This is a genomic window from Protofrankia sp. Cj5 (assembly GCF_917627405.1).
GTDB lineage: Bacteria > Actinomycetota > Actinomycetes > Frankiales > Frankiaceae > Protofrankia.
Window position 1 is genome coordinate 17,173 of record NZ_CAKJTO010000023.1, and the last position, 16,178, is coordinate 33,350.

18 protein-coding genes are annotated in these 16,178 nt (G+C 67.0%); 16 read left to right on the plus strand and 2 right to left on the minus strand.

Annotated elements, in window-relative coordinates:
- Positions 1-16: 16 nt before the first annotated feature.
- From MJ777_RS07430 to MJ777_RS07490, 13 genes are all read left to right on the plus strand, one after another.
- Positions 17-691 carry an L-threonylcarbamoyladenylate synthase gene (locus MJ777_RS07430; RefSeq protein WP_239347944.1) on the plus strand — a complete coding sequence of 225 codons (675 nt, stop codon included), beginning with the start codon at positions 17-19 and terminating at the stop codon, positions 689-691.
- Between the two features lie 184 nt (positions 692-875).
- Positions 876-2,132, plus strand: coding sequence for a serine hydroxymethyltransferase (glyA, locus tag MJ777_RS07435; protein WP_239311502.1), 1,257 nt, complete (start codon positions 876-878; stop codon positions 2,130-2,132).
- Between the two features lie 101 nt (positions 2,133-2,233).
- Positions 2,234-3,343: an MraY family glycosyltransferase gene (locus MJ777_RS07440; RefSeq protein ID WP_239332942.1), complete on the plus strand. Its 1,110-nt coding sequence runs from the start codon at positions 2,234-2,236 to the stop codon at positions 3,341-3,343.
- Positions 3,340-3,780 (plus strand): hypothetical protein, encoded by a 441-nt coding sequence (locus tag MJ777_RS07445; protein ID WP_239311507.1) that lies wholly within the window; start codon positions 3,340-3,342, stop codon positions 3,778-3,780. The genes MJ777_RS07440 and MJ777_RS07445 overlap by 4 nt, the downstream gene beginning before the upstream one ends.
- A gap of 179 nt (positions 3,781-3,959) precedes the next feature.
- Positions 3,960-4,106 (plus strand): F0F1-ATPase subunit family protein, encoded by a 147-nt coding sequence (locus tag MJ777_RS07450; protein WP_239374449.1) that lies wholly within the window; start codon positions 3,960-3,962, stop codon positions 4,104-4,106.
- Positions 4,107-4,498: 392 nt separating this feature from the next.
- On the plus strand, positions 4,499-5,386 hold the full coding sequence (atpB, locus tag MJ777_RS07455) for a F0F1 ATP synthase subunit A (protein ID WP_239311511.1): 888 nt from the start codon (positions 4,499-4,501) through the stop codon (positions 5,384-5,386).
- A 66-nt stretch (positions 5,387-5,452) separates the two neighbouring features.
- Entirely contained in the window at positions 5,453-5,701 is a 249-nt protein-coding gene (locus MJ777_RS07460; RefSeq protein WP_239311513.1) for a F0F1 ATP synthase subunit C, read from the plus strand.
- Positions 5,702-5,717: 16 nt separating this feature from the next.
- A complete protein-coding gene (locus MJ777_RS07465) occupies positions 5,718-6,302 on the plus strand; it encodes a F0F1 ATP synthase subunit B (RefSeq protein WP_239311514.1) in 585 nt (194 codons plus the stop codon).
- A gap of 3 nt (positions 6,303-6,305) precedes the next feature.
- Positions 6,306-7,151: a F0F1 ATP synthase subunit delta gene (locus tag MJ777_RS07470; protein WP_239347943.1), complete on the plus strand. Its 846-nt coding sequence runs from the start codon at positions 6,306-6,308 to the stop codon at positions 7,149-7,151.
- A 74-nt stretch (positions 7,152-7,225) separates the two neighbouring features.
- Complete coding sequence (gene atpA, locus MJ777_RS07475; RefSeq protein ID WP_239311518.1) at positions 7,226-8,878, plus strand: F0F1 ATP synthase subunit alpha; 1,653 nt, start codon at positions 7,226-7,228, stop codon at positions 8,876-8,878.
- Positions 8,879-8,882: 4 nt separating this feature from the next.
- Complete coding sequence (locus MJ777_RS07480) at positions 8,883-9,782, plus strand: F0F1 ATP synthase subunit gamma (protein WP_239311520.1); 900 nt, start codon at positions 8,883-8,885, stop codon at positions 9,780-9,782.
- A 154-nt stretch (positions 9,783-9,936) separates the two neighbouring features.
- Positions 9,937-11,376, plus strand: a complete 1,440-nt coding sequence (atpD, locus tag MJ777_RS07485) for a F0F1 ATP synthase subunit beta (RefSeq protein ID WP_239332928.1) — start codon at positions 9,937-9,939, stop codon at positions 11,374-11,376.
- Between the two features lie 206 nt (positions 11,377-11,582).
- The gene (locus MJ777_RS07490) at positions 11,583-11,849 is read left to right on the plus strand and encodes a F0F1 ATP synthase subunit epsilon (protein ID WP_239311816.1); all 267 of its coding nucleotides are present in this window, start codon (positions 11,583-11,585) and stop codon (positions 11,847-11,849) included.
- Positions 11,850-12,083: 234 nt separating this feature from the next.
- On the opposite strand, the gene MJ777_RS07495 is transcribed toward MJ777_RS07490, so the two are convergent.
- Positions 12,084-12,656: a cob(I)yrinic acid a,c-diamide adenosyltransferase gene (locus MJ777_RS07495; protein ID WP_239311818.1), complete on the minus strand. Its 573-nt coding sequence runs from the start codon at positions 12,654-12,656 to the stop codon at positions 12,084-12,086.
- 158 nt (positions 12,657-12,814) lie between these two features.
- Between MJ777_RS07495 and murA the strand changes: the two genes are divergently transcribed.
- The gene (murA, locus tag MJ777_RS07500; RefSeq protein ID WP_239311820.1) at positions 12,815-14,101 is read left to right on the plus strand and encodes a UDP-N-acetylglucosamine 1-carboxyvinyltransferase; all 1,287 of its coding nucleotides are present in this window, start codon (positions 12,815-12,817) and stop codon (positions 14,099-14,101) included.
- Between the two features lie 242 nt (positions 14,102-14,343).
- Here the strand turns inward: murA and MJ777_RS07505 are convergent, their stop codons facing one another.
- Positions 14,344-14,727 (minus strand): hypothetical protein, encoded by a 384-nt coding sequence (locus tag MJ777_RS07505; RefSeq protein WP_239347937.1) that lies wholly within the window; start codon positions 14,725-14,727, stop codon positions 14,344-14,346.
- A 396-nt stretch (positions 14,728-15,123) separates the two neighbouring features.
- Here MJ777_RS07505 and MJ777_RS07510 point away from each other — a divergent pair, with 396 nt between their 5' ends.
- Positions 15,124-15,468: an STAS domain-containing protein gene (locus tag MJ777_RS07510; protein ID WP_239311824.1), complete on the plus strand. Its 345-nt coding sequence runs from the start codon at positions 15,124-15,126 to the stop codon at positions 15,466-15,468.
- Between the two features lie 86 nt (positions 15,469-15,554).
- Positions 15,555-16,175: a hypothetical protein gene (locus MJ777_RS07515; protein WP_239347936.1), complete on the plus strand. Its 621-nt coding sequence runs from the start codon at positions 15,555-15,557 to the stop codon at positions 16,173-16,175.
- Positions 16,176-16,178 lie beyond the last annotated feature (3 nt).

Consider the following 16,178-nt stretch of genomic DNA (forward strand, 5'->3'; position numbering starts at 1 on the left):
AGTAATGGGGGAGCCAGTGAGGCCAAGGGAGTCGGCAAGCGAACGGTATGACTGCACGGACCCCGGACAGCGTGCGGCCGGGCTGGAGGCAGCCGTCCGCTCGGTGCGCCACGGCCGGCTCGTCGTGTTGCCCACTGACACCCTGTACGGCGTGGGTGCGGACGCCTTCGATCAGGTCGCGGTCCGCGCGCTGCTCGCGGCCAAAGGCCGTGGCCGGGACATGCCGGTGCCGGTGCTCGTTGGCTCGTGGCGCACCCTGGACGGGCTTGTCGAGCGGGTTACCGAGCCGGTCAGGGACCTGGTCCGGGCATTCTGGCCGGGTGGGCTGACCTTGGTCGTGCCATACGCGCCGTCGTTGAGCTGGGATCTCGGTGACGCCCGTGGCACTGTGGCGGTGCGGATGCCGCTGCACCCGGTCGCGATTGAACTGCTTGGCCGTACCGGGCCGATGGCCGTGTCCAGCGCGAACATCAGCGGCCAGCCACCCGCGACCACGGTGGATGACGCCATGGCGCAGCTCGGTGATTCTGTTGAGGTGTACCTTGACGGCGGTCCGTGCTCGGCCGGCATCGCGTCGACGATCGTTGACTGTACCGGTGAGGTCCCGCGGGTGCTGCGGACGGGCGCGATCGGTATGGCGGCGCTGCGCGAGGTGCTGTCCTCCGTGCAGGAACCCGCCGCGACCGCATGACACCCTCGGCCGGTCGCGGCCCCACGCCGTAAGCTGTCGGGGCGGGGGTTGGACCAGCCGAGGACGGGGCGTTGCGATCGGGACACTCCCCTGTCTGGCCGCTTCCGGCCCGGCGGCCTTCGCGCGGACGGCGCAATCGCGCGGCTAGGGCCAGGCGCGCGGCGCGCACGAGGAGAGGCAGCTTATGAGCACCCCGTTCTGGGGCCCGGACTTCGATCAGCTCCAGGCCGAGGACCACGAGATCGCGGACGTCGTCCTGGCCGAACTGGACCGGCTCCGTGGGGGTCTTCAGCTCATCGCGAGCGAGAACTTCACCTCGCCGGCGGTGCTGGCGGCCCTCGGGTCGACGTTGTCGAACAAATACGCCGAGGGCTACCCGGGCCGTCGCTACTACGGTGGCTGCCAGGTCGTTGACCGCGCGGAGGAGATCGGCATCGCTCGAGCGAAGAAGCTCTTCGGCGCCGAGCACGCGAACGTGCAGCCACACTCCGGAGCGCAGGCCAACTTCGCGGTGTACGCCGCGCTACTCGCGCCCGGTGACACCGTGCTGGCGATGTCGCTGCCGCACGGCGGTCATCTTACTCATGGTAGTCGGGTCAACTTCAGCGGGAAGTGGTTCGATGTCGTCGCCTACGGGGTGCGCGAAGACACCGAAATGATCGACTATGACGAGGTCCGCGACCTCGCGCGTCAGCATCGACCTAAAATGATTATCTGTGGCGCCACCGCGTATCCCCGGCTGATTGACTTCGCCGCCTTCCGCTCGGTCGCCGACGAGGTCGGGGCATGGCTGGTGGTCGATGCCGCGCACTTCATCGGTCTGGTGGCGGGCGGGGCCATCCCCAGCCCGGTGCCCTATGCCGACGTGGTCAGTTTCACTACTCACAAGGTCCTGCGTGGGCCGCGGGGTGGAATGATCCTCTGCCGCGAGGAGCTGGCCCAGCGGATCGACAAGGCGGTGTTCCCGTTCAGCCAGGGCGGCCCGCTCATGCACGCGGTCGCGGCCAAGGCGGTGGCGTTGCGGGAGGCCGCCACCCCCGCCTACGCTGACTACGCACGTCAGGTCATCGCTAACGCCCAGACTCTCGCGGACGGGCTCGCCGCGGAGGGTGTGCGGCCGGTTGCCGGCGGCACCGACACGCATCTCGCCCTATTCGATCTTCGCGCTCTTGGCGTGACCGGTAAGGACGCGGAAGCCCGGTGTGATGCCGCGCGGATCACACTGAACAAGAACGCCATCCCGTATGACCCGCAGCCGCCCGCGGTTTCCTCCGGTATCCGGGTTGGCACCCCGGCGGTTACCACCCAGGGCATGCGGGAGGACGAGATGAAGGAGATCGCGGCTCTGATCGCCCGAGCGGTCCGTGACCCGCTCGCCGCCCCCGATGTGGCCAGAGCGGTCTCTGTCCTGGTCGGCCGGCATCCTGTCTACCAGCGCTAGGGCGTGTCTTCTTCGATCGTACGGATCAATGCCCACATCGACCAACATCCATCAGGCACGCCGTGGTGGCGGCGCGGTAGATCAGCGAAGGTTGCGGGCTGTTGCGGGAGTATCTGCTCGTATTCGCGGTGTCGGCAGCGGTCACATTCCTGTGCACGCCGGTCGCACGGGGCTTCGCCATCTGGATCGGCGCCGTCGCTGGCGTCCGTGACCGTGACGTACATGCGGTGCCGACCCCGCGTCTCGGTGGGCTCGCCATGCTCGCGGGGCTCGTGGCCGGTCTGGAAGTCGCCGATAACCTGCCGTTCCTGTCCTCGGTCTCGCGGGACTGGGCCGAACCACACGCGGTGGGTGCCGCGGCCATTGTGATCTGCCTGCTCGGAGTCGTGGACGACCGGTGGCCGCTGGATCCGCTGACGAAGCTCGCGGGTCAGGTCGCGGCCGCCGGGGTGATGGTTCTGCTGGGCGTCCAGTGGTCGTTCGCTGTCAATCCGGACAGCGACACCACCGTCAGCCTCGGACCGGAGACAGCCGTGCCGCTGTCAATTCTCGCCACGATCGTTCTTGTCAACGCCATGAACTTCATCGACGGGTTGGACGGTCTTGCCGCGGGGGTTGCGGCAATTGCCGCGGGAGCCACGTTCTACTTCGCCTACGAGGTTGCTGTGATCAATCACTTCTCCCGGGCGGCGCCGGCGGCGTTACTGGCCGCCGTCACCGCCGGGGTGTGCCTCGGCTTCCTGCCGCACAATTTCAACCCGGCCAGGCTGTTCATGGGGGACTCCGGCTCGATGTTGGTCGGTCTGCTCTCAGCCGCTTCCATGATCTCGGTAACCGGCCAGGTCGCCTATGGCGGATACGCCGGGCCGTCCCGATCTCTGCCGTCACTGATTCCGCTGGCTGTTCCACTGGCCGTGCTGGCGGTGCCGTTCATTGACCTCGGGCTGGCCGTGGTCCGCCGGACCCGTGCCGGCCGGTCGCCGTTCGCCGCGGACAAGATGCATCTGCACCACCGGATGCTGGAAATCGGGAAATCCCATGTCCGCGCGGTTCTCATCATGTACTTCTGGGCAGCTTTGCTCGGCTTTGGCGGGGTGGCCGCCTCCTTCTCGCGGCAGCCGCTGCCCATTCTCGCCTCCGTGGTCGGCCTCGGTCTGATCGGGCTCCTGGCGCTGTTGCTGAGTGGCCAGCGATCGGTGCGGCGAGCATGATCGTTTCTGCCGGGCGGACGATCAGGCTTGGTTTGGGCGTGCTTGCCATCATTGCGCTGCCCGGCCTGGTGGCCGCGGGTGTCGCCCGGGGTACGGCCGGGATTGTCGCTGTTGCGCTCGGCCTGTGCCTGGTCGGGTTTTTCTTCACAGCGAGCAAGGTGGTGGTGAGTGTCGTCGCCCGGCGCGCGAGGGCGATGGTGCTACCTGCTGCGCTCGGCACCTACCTTATGAAGATCGTAATTCTGGGTGCTCTGCTCGTGAGCCTTGAAGGGTCGAGCACCATCGACCTCACCGCCTTCGCCTGGGCCATCTTTGTGGGAGTTTTCGGCTGGCTCGGGGCTGAGCTGTGGGTGGCCACGCATACCCGGGTCCCGTTTTACGATCCCGCGCTCTTCCGGGCGCGGGAAGACTCCCGTCGTGACACTCTGAACACGTGAACAAAGCCAAGCCGAATCCGGAGGAGAGCGGGCAGGAGCCCGGTGGCGGAGGGCAAGGTGATCACAGTACTGCTCGCCCGGCCGGGGACCCCGATCGGCCTGCCGGTGACGGACCGCCACGCCGCCCGTACCGGCCGGGCCTGATCTCTGACGAGGCCTGGACGGCGGTCGGTACCCTGTTGGCCGGAATCGGGTTCTGGGGGCTGGTCGGCTACGGGATCGATCGGCTCGTCGGTCTCGGCACCGTCTTCCTGCCGGTCGGCGTCCTTGTGGGTATGGCTGCTTCGCTCTATCTCGTGATCAGTCGTGCTACGCGGCGTTTCTAGGCGGCCACGATGGTTGCTTAACGTCTTCATTCGAATTCTCAGCGTGAGACATAGATGACAAAAACGAACTGGTAGGTTACTTTCGGATAAACAAGGGAGCGAACAGGCCTTCGCCGGCCTGGAGTTGATGCCGGTCGCTACGGGGTGTGGATAGTATCGCCAGTGCTGGGTGTCCACTCACGGACATCTGGTGTGAGTCGTGTCTCCCGTTGGTCCTGCCGGGCTCATGATCATGCTGTGTCGATGGATGGTCATGTGTGGCGCGGTGCCCTACCCGGGGGGAGCCGACCCGCGCCAGGAAGGGCTGTCCCGCCTGAACCAGATAGGGTAAGTCCACACCGCCGCCGGTACGGCTGCGTCTCTTCCTCAGCTGGTGAGAGTATATTTTGATCATGGAGGTGTCCGTCGTGCCGGTCCCCGCGGGACCCCTGGTCCTCGCTGACGAGGGCTTCAAGGGCCCGACCAAGGAGGTGTTCCAGCCGCCGCATTGGTTCGATGTCGATCTTGGGCCTGTTCATTTTTACCTGAACAAGGCGACTGCGCTGGGGATCTTCGCCGCGCTTTTCGTCGGTGTGCTCTTCTGGCTCGCCTTCCGGCGGGCCACGGTCGTGCCCCGCGGACTGCAGAACGTCTGCGAGTCGGTCTATGACTTCATCGACACGTCGATCGCCCGGGACGTCATCGGGGAGAACGGGCGGAAGTACACCCCGTACCTCCTCGTGCTCTTCAGCTTCGTGCTCATCTGTAATGTGCTCGCGATTGTCCCTGGCGCTCAGTTCCCGCCGACGTCGCGAATCGCCATTCCGATCGTTCTCTCCGCCGTCACGTACGTGCTGTTCAACCACGCCGGCATCAAGGCCAACGGCGCCCGGGCGTACTTCGGCCACATGATCAATCCGGCTCCGACCGCGCCCGTCTTCGTCAAGGTTCTCCTTGGACCGATCGAGGTCATGTCGACCCTGCTCGTGCGGCCGTTCACGCTGGCGGTCCGGTTGTTCGCGAACATGTTCGCCGGCCACATCCTGCTGCTGGTGTTCTCGCTCGGCGCGGAGTACCTGCTACCCAAGCCGCCCTTTGTCTTCGGACTCGCCTCGCTGCTCATGACGATCGTGCTGACCGGCTTCGAACTCGTCATCGACGGCTTGCAGGCGTACATCATCACAATCCTCACGGCCGCCTTCATCTCCGGTGCGATCGAATCCGGTGGCGGACATGAGAGTTCTCCCGCGGCTGACCATGCTCACGCAGTGAGCGGGGCGCCCGCCGGAGCGCACGCATAAAAAGGTTCGGACACCCCGATCAGCACCGTGGCAGGTCCCGGTGCCCGACTGGAAAAGGAATATGAGATGGCAGACACCCCTTCCTTGGTGCTTGCTGCTGCCGATCAGGTGAGCGGATCCCTTGGCGCGGTGGCCTACGGCTTGGCGGCCATCGGGCCGGGTATTGGAATCGGCCTTATCTTCGGCTTGGGCGTGCAGGCGATAGCCCGCCAGCCCGAAGCGGAGCAGGTAGCCTTCCGCTATATGATCATTGGCTTCGCGCTGGCGGAAGCACTGGCTCTGATCGGTTTCGTCGTCCCGTTCGTCTTCCCCTAAGCCGGAGGGAGACACCGTGGTTGCCACAACACTGTTGCAAGCCGCCGGGGAGAGCGGGCATTCGGACGAGAACGTCCTCATTCCCCCGCTTGGCGAGCTGCTGATCGGTACTTTGTCGTTCGGCCTGCTCGTGGCCTTCTTCTTCTGGAAGGTCTATCCGCAGATCAAGCGAGCGTATGCCGAGCGGACCGAGGCTATCGAGGGCAATCTCGCCCGTGCCCAGCATGCTCAGCGGGAGGCTCAGGAGCTTCTCACCTCCTACCGGGCGCAGCTCGCCGACGCGCAGACCGAGGCTGCCCGTATCCGTGAGGACGCCCGTGAGCAGGGAGGTCGGATCCTCGCGGAGCTGCGTTCCCAGGCGGGTGCGGAAGTTGCCGAGATCAAGGCACGTGGCGAGGCACAGCTCGCCGCGGAGCGGGCGCAGATCGTCGCTCAGCTCCGGCGTGAGGTCGGTGACATCGCCCTCGAGCTGGCAACGAAGATCGTTGGTCATGAGCTGGAGCGCGATGACCGCCAGCGTCAACTGGTCGACGACTTCATAGCCGGCCTGGAGCACCCAGGCGAGCCGGCCGTCCCAGCTCCGGCTGGTCCGGGGGGCTGACGCGTGGAGGGATCCAGCCGACGTTCTCTGGACGCGGCGCGTGCTCGCCTGGATGAGTTGACCATGCCTCCGCCACCCGGCATCAGGATGCGGTCCCACTATCCGGTCGATCTCGGCCGGCTGGCGGACGATCTCGAAGCTGTGGGGGATCTTCTCAGCCGGGAGCCGGCGATCCGCCGGGCGCTGGCTGATCCGGGCACCCCCGGATCGGCCCGCTCCGGCCTCGCGGCCCGCCTGTTCGATGCCAAGGTCTCGGCAGCGGCTCTCGACATCCTGCAGGTTGTGGCTACCGGCCGGTGGGCCCGGCCGCTCGATCTCCAGCGTGCCGTGTCCGAGCTCGGGGTCGAGGTCCTGCTCGCCCAGGCACAGCGCGAAGGCGTCCTCGACGATGTGGAGGACGAGCTGTTCCGGTTCGGCCGCATCCTCAACCGGACGCCCGAACTGTCGTTGGCGCTCAGCGATCCGGCGGCCCCGTGGTCCGCGAAGCGGGAACTCGTGGCCACGTTGCTGGACAGCAGGGCCAAGGCTGTAACGACACGTCTCGTCCAGCGTGCGGTTGCGGAGCGCTACTATGGAGATCTTGAGCACCGTCTTGAGCAACTGACCGTGATCGCGGCGGCCCGCCGGAACCGGCTCGTCGCTGTGGTGCGCACGGCTGTCCCTCTCGCGGGGGACCAGATTTTTCGGTTGCGGACAGCGATCAGCCGGTATTTTGGTCGCGATGTCCAGCTCCAGGTGGACGTCGATCCGGCCGTTCTGGGCGGCGTTGTCGTGCGGGTGGGTGACGAGGTGGTCGACGGCAGCGTCCTCCGCCGCCTCACCGACGCGCGCCGGCGACTGCACCGATAGAGCGCTCTCGTGGACACCCAGACCGCGCATGACCTGCGGGACGTGCCCTCACCATTTATTGAAGGACCGAAGCGATGACTGAGCTCTCCATTCGACCGGAGGAAATCCGCGCCGCCCTCCGGGACTACGTCGACTCCTACCAGGCATCCGTCGGGGAGCGTGAGGAGGTCGGCCGGGTCGTCGTCGCGGGCGACGGCATCGCGCGGGTCGAGGGCCTGCCGCACGTCATGACCAACGAGCTGCTGGAGTTCCACGGCGGCGTGCTGGGCCTGGCGTTGAACCTTGACGTTGCCGAGATCGGCTGCGTCATCCTCGGTGACTCCGAACACATCGAGGAAGGCCAGGAGGTCCGTCGCACCGGCCAGATCCTCTCCGTCCCGGTCGGAGACGGTTTCCTCGGCCGGGTGGTCGATCCGTTGGGCCGCCCGATCGACGGGCTCGGCGAGATCGTCTCCACCGAGAGCCGAGCGCTGGAGCTGCAGGCACCCACGGTCGTCCAGCGCCAGCCGGTCAAGGAGCCGCTCCAGACCGGTATCAAGGCGGTGGACGCGATGACCGCCATCGGCCGTGGCCAGCGTCAGCTGATCATTGGTGACCGGCAGACCGGCAAGAGCGCCGTCGCACTGGACGCGATCATCAACCAGCGGGAGAACTGGGCGACGGGGGATCCGAAGCTCCAGGTCAAGTGCGTGTACGTGGCGGTCGGACAGAAGAAGTCGACCATCCGGGCTGTCCTCAACACGCTGGAGGAGACCGGCGCGCTGGCCTACACGACCATCGTGGCGGCGCCCGCTGACGAGCCAGCCGGCCTGAAGTACCTCGCACCCTATACGGGGTCGGCAATCGGTCAGCACTGGATGTACAACGGCCAGCACGGGCTGATCGTTTTTGACGACCTGTCGAAGCAGGCTGAGGCATACCGGGCGATCTCGCTGTTGCTGCGCCGCCCGCCGGGCCGTGAGGCTTATCCCGGCGACGTCTTCTACTTGCACTCCAGGCTGCTGGAGCGATGCGCGAAGCTGTCGGACGAGCTCGGTGCCGGCTCCCTGACCGGTTTGCCGATCATCGAGACCAAGGGCAACGACATCTCCGCCTACATTCCGACGAACGTCATCTCCATCACCGACGGGCAGATCTTCCTGGAGACCGACCTGTTCAACCAGGGTGTCCGTCCGGCGATCAACGTCGGTACCTCGGTCTCCCGCGTGGGCGGGAGCGCCCAGATCAAGGCGATGAAGTCGGTCGCGGGGCGGCTGCGCCTCGACCTCGCGCAGTACCGCGAGCTGGAGGCCTTCTCCGCGTTTGGCTCGGATCTCGACAAGGCCTCGCGGGCGCAGCTTGAGCGGGGCGCGCGCATGGTCGAACTGCTCAAGCAGCCGCAGTACGAGCCCTTCCCGGTCGAGCGGCAGGTTGTATCGATCTGGGCGGGTACATCCGGGCAGCTCGACGATGTGCCGGTCGCGGACATCCGCCGCTTCGAGCGTGAGTTCCTCGACTTCATCGAGCGGATCCAGCCGGGGGTCTACCGGACCATCCAGGGTACGGGCAAGCTGGACGACGACACCGTCAGCGCGCTCGAGCAGCTGGTCGCGAAGTTCAAGGCCGAGTTCACGCTGTCGGGCGGGCTGCCGCTGGTCAACGAGCCGCTGCCGGAGAGCCTGGATCCGTCCGAGGTGGAGCGGGAAGCTATCAAGATCCATCAGGCGAAGCCGAAGGACGAGGACTGAGGACGTGGCCGGCCAGCTCCGTGAGTACCGGCGCCGCATCCGCTCGATTCAGTCGACCAAGAAGATTACCCGCGCGATGGAACTCATTGCCGCATCCAGGATCGTGAAGGCCAAGGCGAGGGTTGCCGCTTCCCGGCCGTACGCGGACGAGATCACCCGAGTAATCTCCGCGGTGGCGTCGCAGACCACTATTCGTCACCCGCTGACGACCGAACGCACAGATCCGCGGCGAGCCGCGATCCTCGTGGTCACCAGTGACCGCGGCCTTGCTGGTGGTTACAACGCCAACGTGCTGCGCCGGACGGGTGAGCTGCTGGAGCTGCTGCGCGCGGAGGGCAAGGAGCCGGTCCTGTACGCGGTCGGGCGTAAGGCCGTCACGTACTACCGTTTCCGTGGTCGGGAGCTGGCCGGTGAGTTCATCGGTTTCTCCGAACAGCCGGGCTACGACAACGCCAAGGAAGTGGCCGATGCGTTGATCGCGCGCTTCCTGGACCCGTCGGGGGAGAGCGACCGGGTGGACGAGATTCATGTGGTCTACACCGAGTACGTCAACACCCTGGCCCAGCGACCGGTTGCGCACCGCATTCTGCCGCTTGTGCTGGAGGCGACCGCCGAGCCCCCACCTGGCGGCCCGCTTCCGCAGTACGAGTTCGAACCGTCCGCGGAGGGCGTGCTCGACGCGCTGCTCCCTCGCTACGTCGAGAGCCGGTTGCACGCGGCGCTGCTGGAGTCCGCGGCGTCTGAGTCGGCGGCCCGCCAGCGAGCGATGAAATCCGCGACTGACAACGCCGGTGAGTTGATTAAGACCTACACCCGCCGGGCGAACGCGGCTCGTCAGGACGCCATCACTCAGGAGATATCGGAAATCGTCGGCGGAGCCAACGCCCTCGCCCAGGTTTCCTAGCCGACCGTTACACCGAAGAATGCTCGAAGTCACCGGCCGCGGGAAGAGCCGCCGGTGACTTCGGGGTATGACATGCAGATGAACCGCTTGAAGTCGCTGGCCTCCTGGCGGAGCCGTCAGTCGCGGAGGGCACCTTGATGAAGCAGAGGACGCCATGACCGTCACCACTACCTCGCCCGCCGCGGTGGAGGGCAAGGCCCCTGGGATCGGCCGGGTCGCCCGTGTTATCGGCCCGGTCGTCGATGTGGAGTTCGCGCCCGACGAGATCCCCGAGATCTACCGTGCGCTGCGCGTCGAGCGCACCATCGACGGGCAGACCGCAACGCTGACGCTCGAGGTCGCGCAGCACATCGGTGACAACACCGTTCGGGCGATCTCCATGCAGCAGACCGACGGTCTGGTGCGTGGGGCACCGGTTCAGGACACCGGCTCACCGATCACGGTTCCTGTTGGCAACGCCACCAAGGGGCACCTGTTCAATGTGCTCGGCGAGCCACTTGACGTCGAAAGCATCGCTACCGACGTACGCAGATCGATCCACGCGTCGGCGCCCCCGTTCGACCAGCTTGAGTCGAAGACAGAGATGTTCACGACCGGCATCAAGGTCATCGACCTGCTGGCGCCCTACGTGCGTGGTGGGAAGATTGGTCTGTTCGGTGGTGCCGGCGTCGGCAAGACGGTTGTCATCCAGGAAATGATCAACCGTGTCGCCACGCAGTTCGAAGGCGTGTCGGTGTTCGCCGGGGTCGGCGAGCGCACCCGGGAGGGCAACGACCTGTTCCTGGAGATGACCGAAGCCGGCGTCATCAAGGACACCGCGCTGGTCTTCGGGCAGATGGACGAGCCCCCGGGCACCCGGCTGCGGATCGCGCTCGCCGCGCTGACCATGGCGGAGTACTTCCGGGACGTCCAGAAGCAGGACGTGTTGCTGTTCATCGACAACATTTTCCGTTTCACCCAGGCTGGTGCCGAGGTCTCGACCCTGCTCGGACGCATGCCGAGCGCGGTGGGCTATCAGCCCACCCTGGCCGACGAGATGGGCGTCCTGCAGGAGCGGATCACCTCCACGCGCGGCCACTCGATCACTTCGCTCCAGGCGATCTACGTACCCGCGGACGACATCACCGACCCGGCCCCGCACACCACGTTCACGCACCTCGACGCGACCACGGTGCTTTCCCGGGCCATTTCCGATCTGGGGATCTATCCAGCGGTTGACCCGCTCGACTCGAGTTCACGCATTCTTGACGCCCGTTATCTGGGGCAGGATCACTACGACGTGGCGCGTGAGGTGCAGCGCATCCTGCAGCGTTACAAGGATCTGCAGGACATCATCGCCATCCTGGGTATCGACGAGCTTTCCGAAGAGGACAAGATCCTCGTCAACCGGGCGCGGCGTATCCAGCGGTTCCTGTCGCAACCCTTCTTTGTCGCCGAGCAGTTCACCGGCATCCCGGGTAAGTTCGTCCCGCTCGAAGATACGATCAAGTCCTTCAAGAAGCTGACCGAAGGCGACTACGACCACCTCCCGGAACAGGCGTTCTTCATGTGTGGCGGGATCGAGGACGCGGAGAAGAAAGCGAAGGAGCTCTAGTACCGAGGCCTTCTGGTACCGAGGCTTCCGGGTCGCTGGCCGCGCGTGAAAATCATGATCGCGCGGTCTTCGGCCTTGCCGGTTTCCCCGATAGCGGTCGGAGCCGGGCCGGTCGTGTTCCCGATGAACGACCGGATTCACCAACTGCACGGCTTCCGCGATCCGCGGGGTCGAGGGCCGACGACAGCGGGAAGGACGGCAGCGCGATGCCGATGCGGGTGGCGATCGTCTCGCCGGAGAAGGAAGTATGGTCAGGGGAGGCCGACATGGTCGTCGCACGGACCACGGAAGGTGAGCTCGGTGTGCTCGCCGGGCACGTCCCGCTGCTCGGGGTGCTTGTCGAGGGCGGGCAGGTGCGGGTCAAGACCGGCGACAGCACACTGACCGTGGAGGTCGACGGCGGATTCCTCTCCGTGACCAAACAGGGTGTCAGCATCCTCGCCGAACACGCGCTCCTGGCGGGCACGGACTGACCCCGCTGGCGCCGGGGCGACCGGCGGCGCGAAAAGCCATCGTCGCGCCGCGCTTTGGAGCGCCTGAGGATAGGGCGTTCGATCAGTGAGCGGCTTATCCGCGCCCGGTCCGGCAAGGCGGCGGAGGAAGGCGCCCTGGTGGTGGGCGCCGACTGAGGACAACGCGGCCGGGCGGGATGCGGGGAGCCGTGAGCCGGACAGTCCTATCCTCGGGCGCTCTTAGCCGCGGCGCCGTCAGCGGTTGGCGCCCGGTTCCCACCGCACGTCCCCGCCGGGATTGGCGACCCGGGCGAGGATGAACAGCAGGTCGGACAGCCGGTTAAGGTAACGGGCGGGCAGCACGCCGGTATGCTCCGGGTCGGATTCCAGCAGCGCCCAGACGGACCGTTCCGCGCGGCGGGTGACTGTCCGTGCCACGTGCAACAGGGCGGCACCGGCCGTACCTCCGGGCAGGATGAACGAGTCCAGCTTCGGAAGGTTCTCGTTGAACCGGTCGCAGGCCTTCTCCAGCTGTTCCACATACACGGCGGTGACCCGCAGCGGCGGGAAGCCCGGTTTTTCCACGACCGGCGTGCACAGATCCGCGCCGACGTCGAACAGGTCGTTCTGCACCCGGGCGAGCAGCGCCTGGATCTCCTCGGTGAGCCCGCCGAAGGCCAGCGCCATGCCGATGGCGGCGTTGGCCTCGTCGACGTCGGCATAGGCTGACAGCCGCGGGTCGGTCTTGCGGACCCGGGACATGTCACCGAGCGCGGTGGTCCCGTCGTCGCCGGTGCGGGTGTAGATCCGGGTCAGGTGGATGGCCATGCCGGTCACACTATGCCGTTGCCGTGTCCACCGGTTCGCTGCCGTGTCCACCGGTTCATGGTTGGGCGCCGGCCGGCGGCCCTGTGTGCCGGATGGGCCTTGCCCTACCGGCCGGTCCGCGCTGACGGGTGGCTGCCGAGGCCATAGCATCGACTCCCGTGGAACGCTTCGTGGTCAGGGGCGGGTCTCGGCTTGTCGGCGAGGTTGATGTCCCCGGAGCGAAGAACTCCGTGCTCAAACTGATGGCCGCGAGCCTGCTGGCCCATGGCCGGACAACTCTTCGTGCCGTGCCTGACATCCTCGATGTCACGGTCATGGCCGACGTGCTGCGGGCGCTCGGGGCGACTGTCGATCGGGATCACCGCGACGGCCTGCTGTCGATCGACGTGCCAGCCCGGCCCGGCGCGGCGGCTGACAGCGACCTCGTCCGCCGCATCCGGGCATCCGTCGTCGTGCTGGGCCCGTTGGTCGCCCGCTGCGGTGAGGCGCGAGTCGCGCTCCCCGGTGGGGACGCGATCGGTACCCGTGCTCTCGACATGCATGTCAACGGTCTGGCCAAGCTCGGGGCCATGATTGATGTCGAAGCGGGCATCCTCATGGCCCGGTCGGCCGGCCGGCTGCAGGGAGCGTCCATCTGGCTGGACTTCCCCAGCGTTGGCGCCACCGAGAACCTGCTGATGGCCGGTGTGCTGGCCAAGGGCACGACCGTGATCGATAATGCTGCCCGTGAGCCCGAGATCACCGATCTCTGCGCGATGCTGACGGCGATGGGCGCGGAGATCGACGGCGCGGGCACGTCCACGCTGGTGATCGACGGTGTCGACGGGCTCCGCCCGACCACACACAGCACGGTCGCGGATCGGATCGTGGCCGGAACCTTCGCCATCGGCGCACTGATGACGGGCGGGGACGTACTTGTCCGGGGCGGGCGCGCCGATCATCTCGATATCGTGCTCGACAAGCTGTCCGCGGCGGGCGCCGCCGTGGATGTCCGCCCTGACGGCTTCCGCGTCGTCGCGGACCGGCCGCCACGGTCGATCGACGTGGTCACCCTGCCGTATCCGGGGTTCCCGACGGATCTTCTACCGCAGACCATCGCGCTGGAGGCGGTCAGCGAAGGGGTCTCCCTCATCACCGAGAATGTTTTCGAAAGCCGTTTCGTGTTCTGCCGGGAGCTGCTGAAGCTCGGCGCGGAGCTACGCACCGACGGCCACCACGTCATTGTCCGCCGTGCCGACCGCCTGGTCGGCACGCATGTGGTGGCTTCGGACGTCCGAGCCGGGGCCGGGCTAGTGCTGGCTGGTCTGATGGCTGACGGAATGACAAGCGTCAGCGAGGTTCACCATATTGACCGCGGTTACAGCGACTTCGTCGAGCAGCTGCGGGCGCTGGGCGCGGATATCCGGCGGGAACCGGCCGCGGACGCGGCGTGGCGTACTGGTTGATCGGTAGCCATGACGCGCCGGGACAGCATCGGCCGGAGGCCGGGCTGGGCCGGCACTCTCGGGCAGCCGCCGGGCCGCCGTCAGGGGGTGCCTGATGGGTGTTGGTCGATGTGGGCGATGATCGAAAGGTGGCCCGCACGGCGGCGGGGCGAGCCATCCTGATGCTGGGTGGTGACCGGCGACAACAGCGCGAGATGTGTGCCGCAGCCCCGCGACGTCGCGCCCCTGGCGCCGGGTCGCTCTCAGGCCCAGTCGCGGTCAGTGCCCGCAACCACGGCACGTGCCCGCATGGAGTCCTCAGGGAACACCATGACGTGCCAACCGGAGACGTAGTGGCGGCGGATGTTGCCGTCGGCGTTCACCTGAATCGGGCCAGGCGGCGCCGCGCCTGACGTGGACCGTATCCCGTGTTGACGGAGGAGCTGGCGCAGCCGGGCCGCTTCGGTTGATGTACGGAGCGTTGCCACGGGTACCAGCATTCCGAAGTCGCCGTAACTTTTTGCGGTGTATTTATTGCCACGCGTCCGGTTCGGTGCGAATACCCATCGGCACACCGCCACAAGCATGGCGGTGGCGGCGACGGCGATGGCTGGGCCGATCGTGTAGTGCAGGCTGTTCAGTGGCACCGTCACCTCCCTGCTGTCCGAGCCGGCGGGCCGGACGGATCTCATCGTCTCAGCGCGGCCGGCTCCGCGCAGGCGTTCATGCGTGGCCCGCGTCGCAGTTCTGGGCCCGCCGCGTGGTCATGATTGCCTCGGCCGGTGTTTCCGTCCTGTACATAGTCCTGTGCGCAGTCTTTTCCGTCCTGTTCACCGGAACGCCCAGGTGGATCGCACACCTGCGCATCCGTATCGCCACTCTGCGACTATGGATACTGGCCTGTCGCCGGGGGCCGCTGTGGCAGCGGTTCTCGGCAGGGCACCGGAAGGAATCAACAGCGCGTTCCGGCTGTGTCCGACAACTCCTGGCCGCCGGGGATGCCCGATCGGTCAGGGCATGAGCCAGGGGGGACGGGAGGCCTGATGGGTGAGAACGCGATGCTTCTCGACGGGGGACGTATGGAGATCCAGACCGTGCGGCTGGCTGGTCGGGTCGATGTACGCACCGTCGGTGATCTGCGGCTGCGGCTGCATGCTGCGATCGACAGCGGAACCGGGCAGTTGCGGGTGAACGTGTCCGGCCTGGAGCTGGCCGACCATGCGGGTCTCGGCGTCCTGCTCGGCGGGGCGCTGCGGGCGCGCCGGTCCGGGCGGTCGATGCTCCTGGTCGAGGTTCCCATGGCGCTGGGAAAGCTGCTGGCGGCCAACCGCCTCGGGCGCATCCTGCGGGCTGAGGACGCCGACCTGCCGCACGTGGGGCATGCCTGATGCGGACAGCCCGCTGGTTCACTGTGGTCCCCAGCTCCATGAGGTTGCGTTCGGTCGTGGGATGATGGCTGTGGCCGGGGAGGGAAATGCTCGACGTCGATGCGCAGCGATTGGGTCCAACAGGCGGTCCGGTATACCGGCGAGGTGATGCCCAGTCCGTTGACCAGCGCCGTACAGGGCTCATCGTCGGTGCGTTCGCGGTGGCGATCGTGCTGGGCGTGGTTATCGGTCTGGTGACCGCGCCTCGTGCCAGGACCGTCCCGCTGGTCGCCCCGGCGACCGCCGCGCCACCGTCCGAGCTGCAGCCGGCGTTGGACCCGCCCACCTGGGAGGGCAGCCGCCTGCCGGGGACAGCCCACCAGATGCGGGTACGGGAGCAGGATCGCCGTGCCTTCAGCGCGAGTCTTGCCTATGACCTGCGCGAGAATGGCGCCGGGAACGTCACGACCGCGGACGTCGTCATCCCGCCGGGAAAGCTCTTCTACGGTGCGCTGGAAGGCCGCGACAGCACGTTCGACGAGTACTGGGCCGTCGGCCTGGCGCAGGTGGCCGGCGTAGCCTCGGCGCCGCCCAACCCGCACGTGTGGAAGCGGACCGGCGGCGGCCCCTGGATGCAGCTCGTGGAGGGGCCGGGCGCCTGTGACAGGTTGCCGCCCGTTCTTTTCACGGCCTGGCGGGGGCGTCCAGGTCTCTGTTCGGGCGCGTGACAT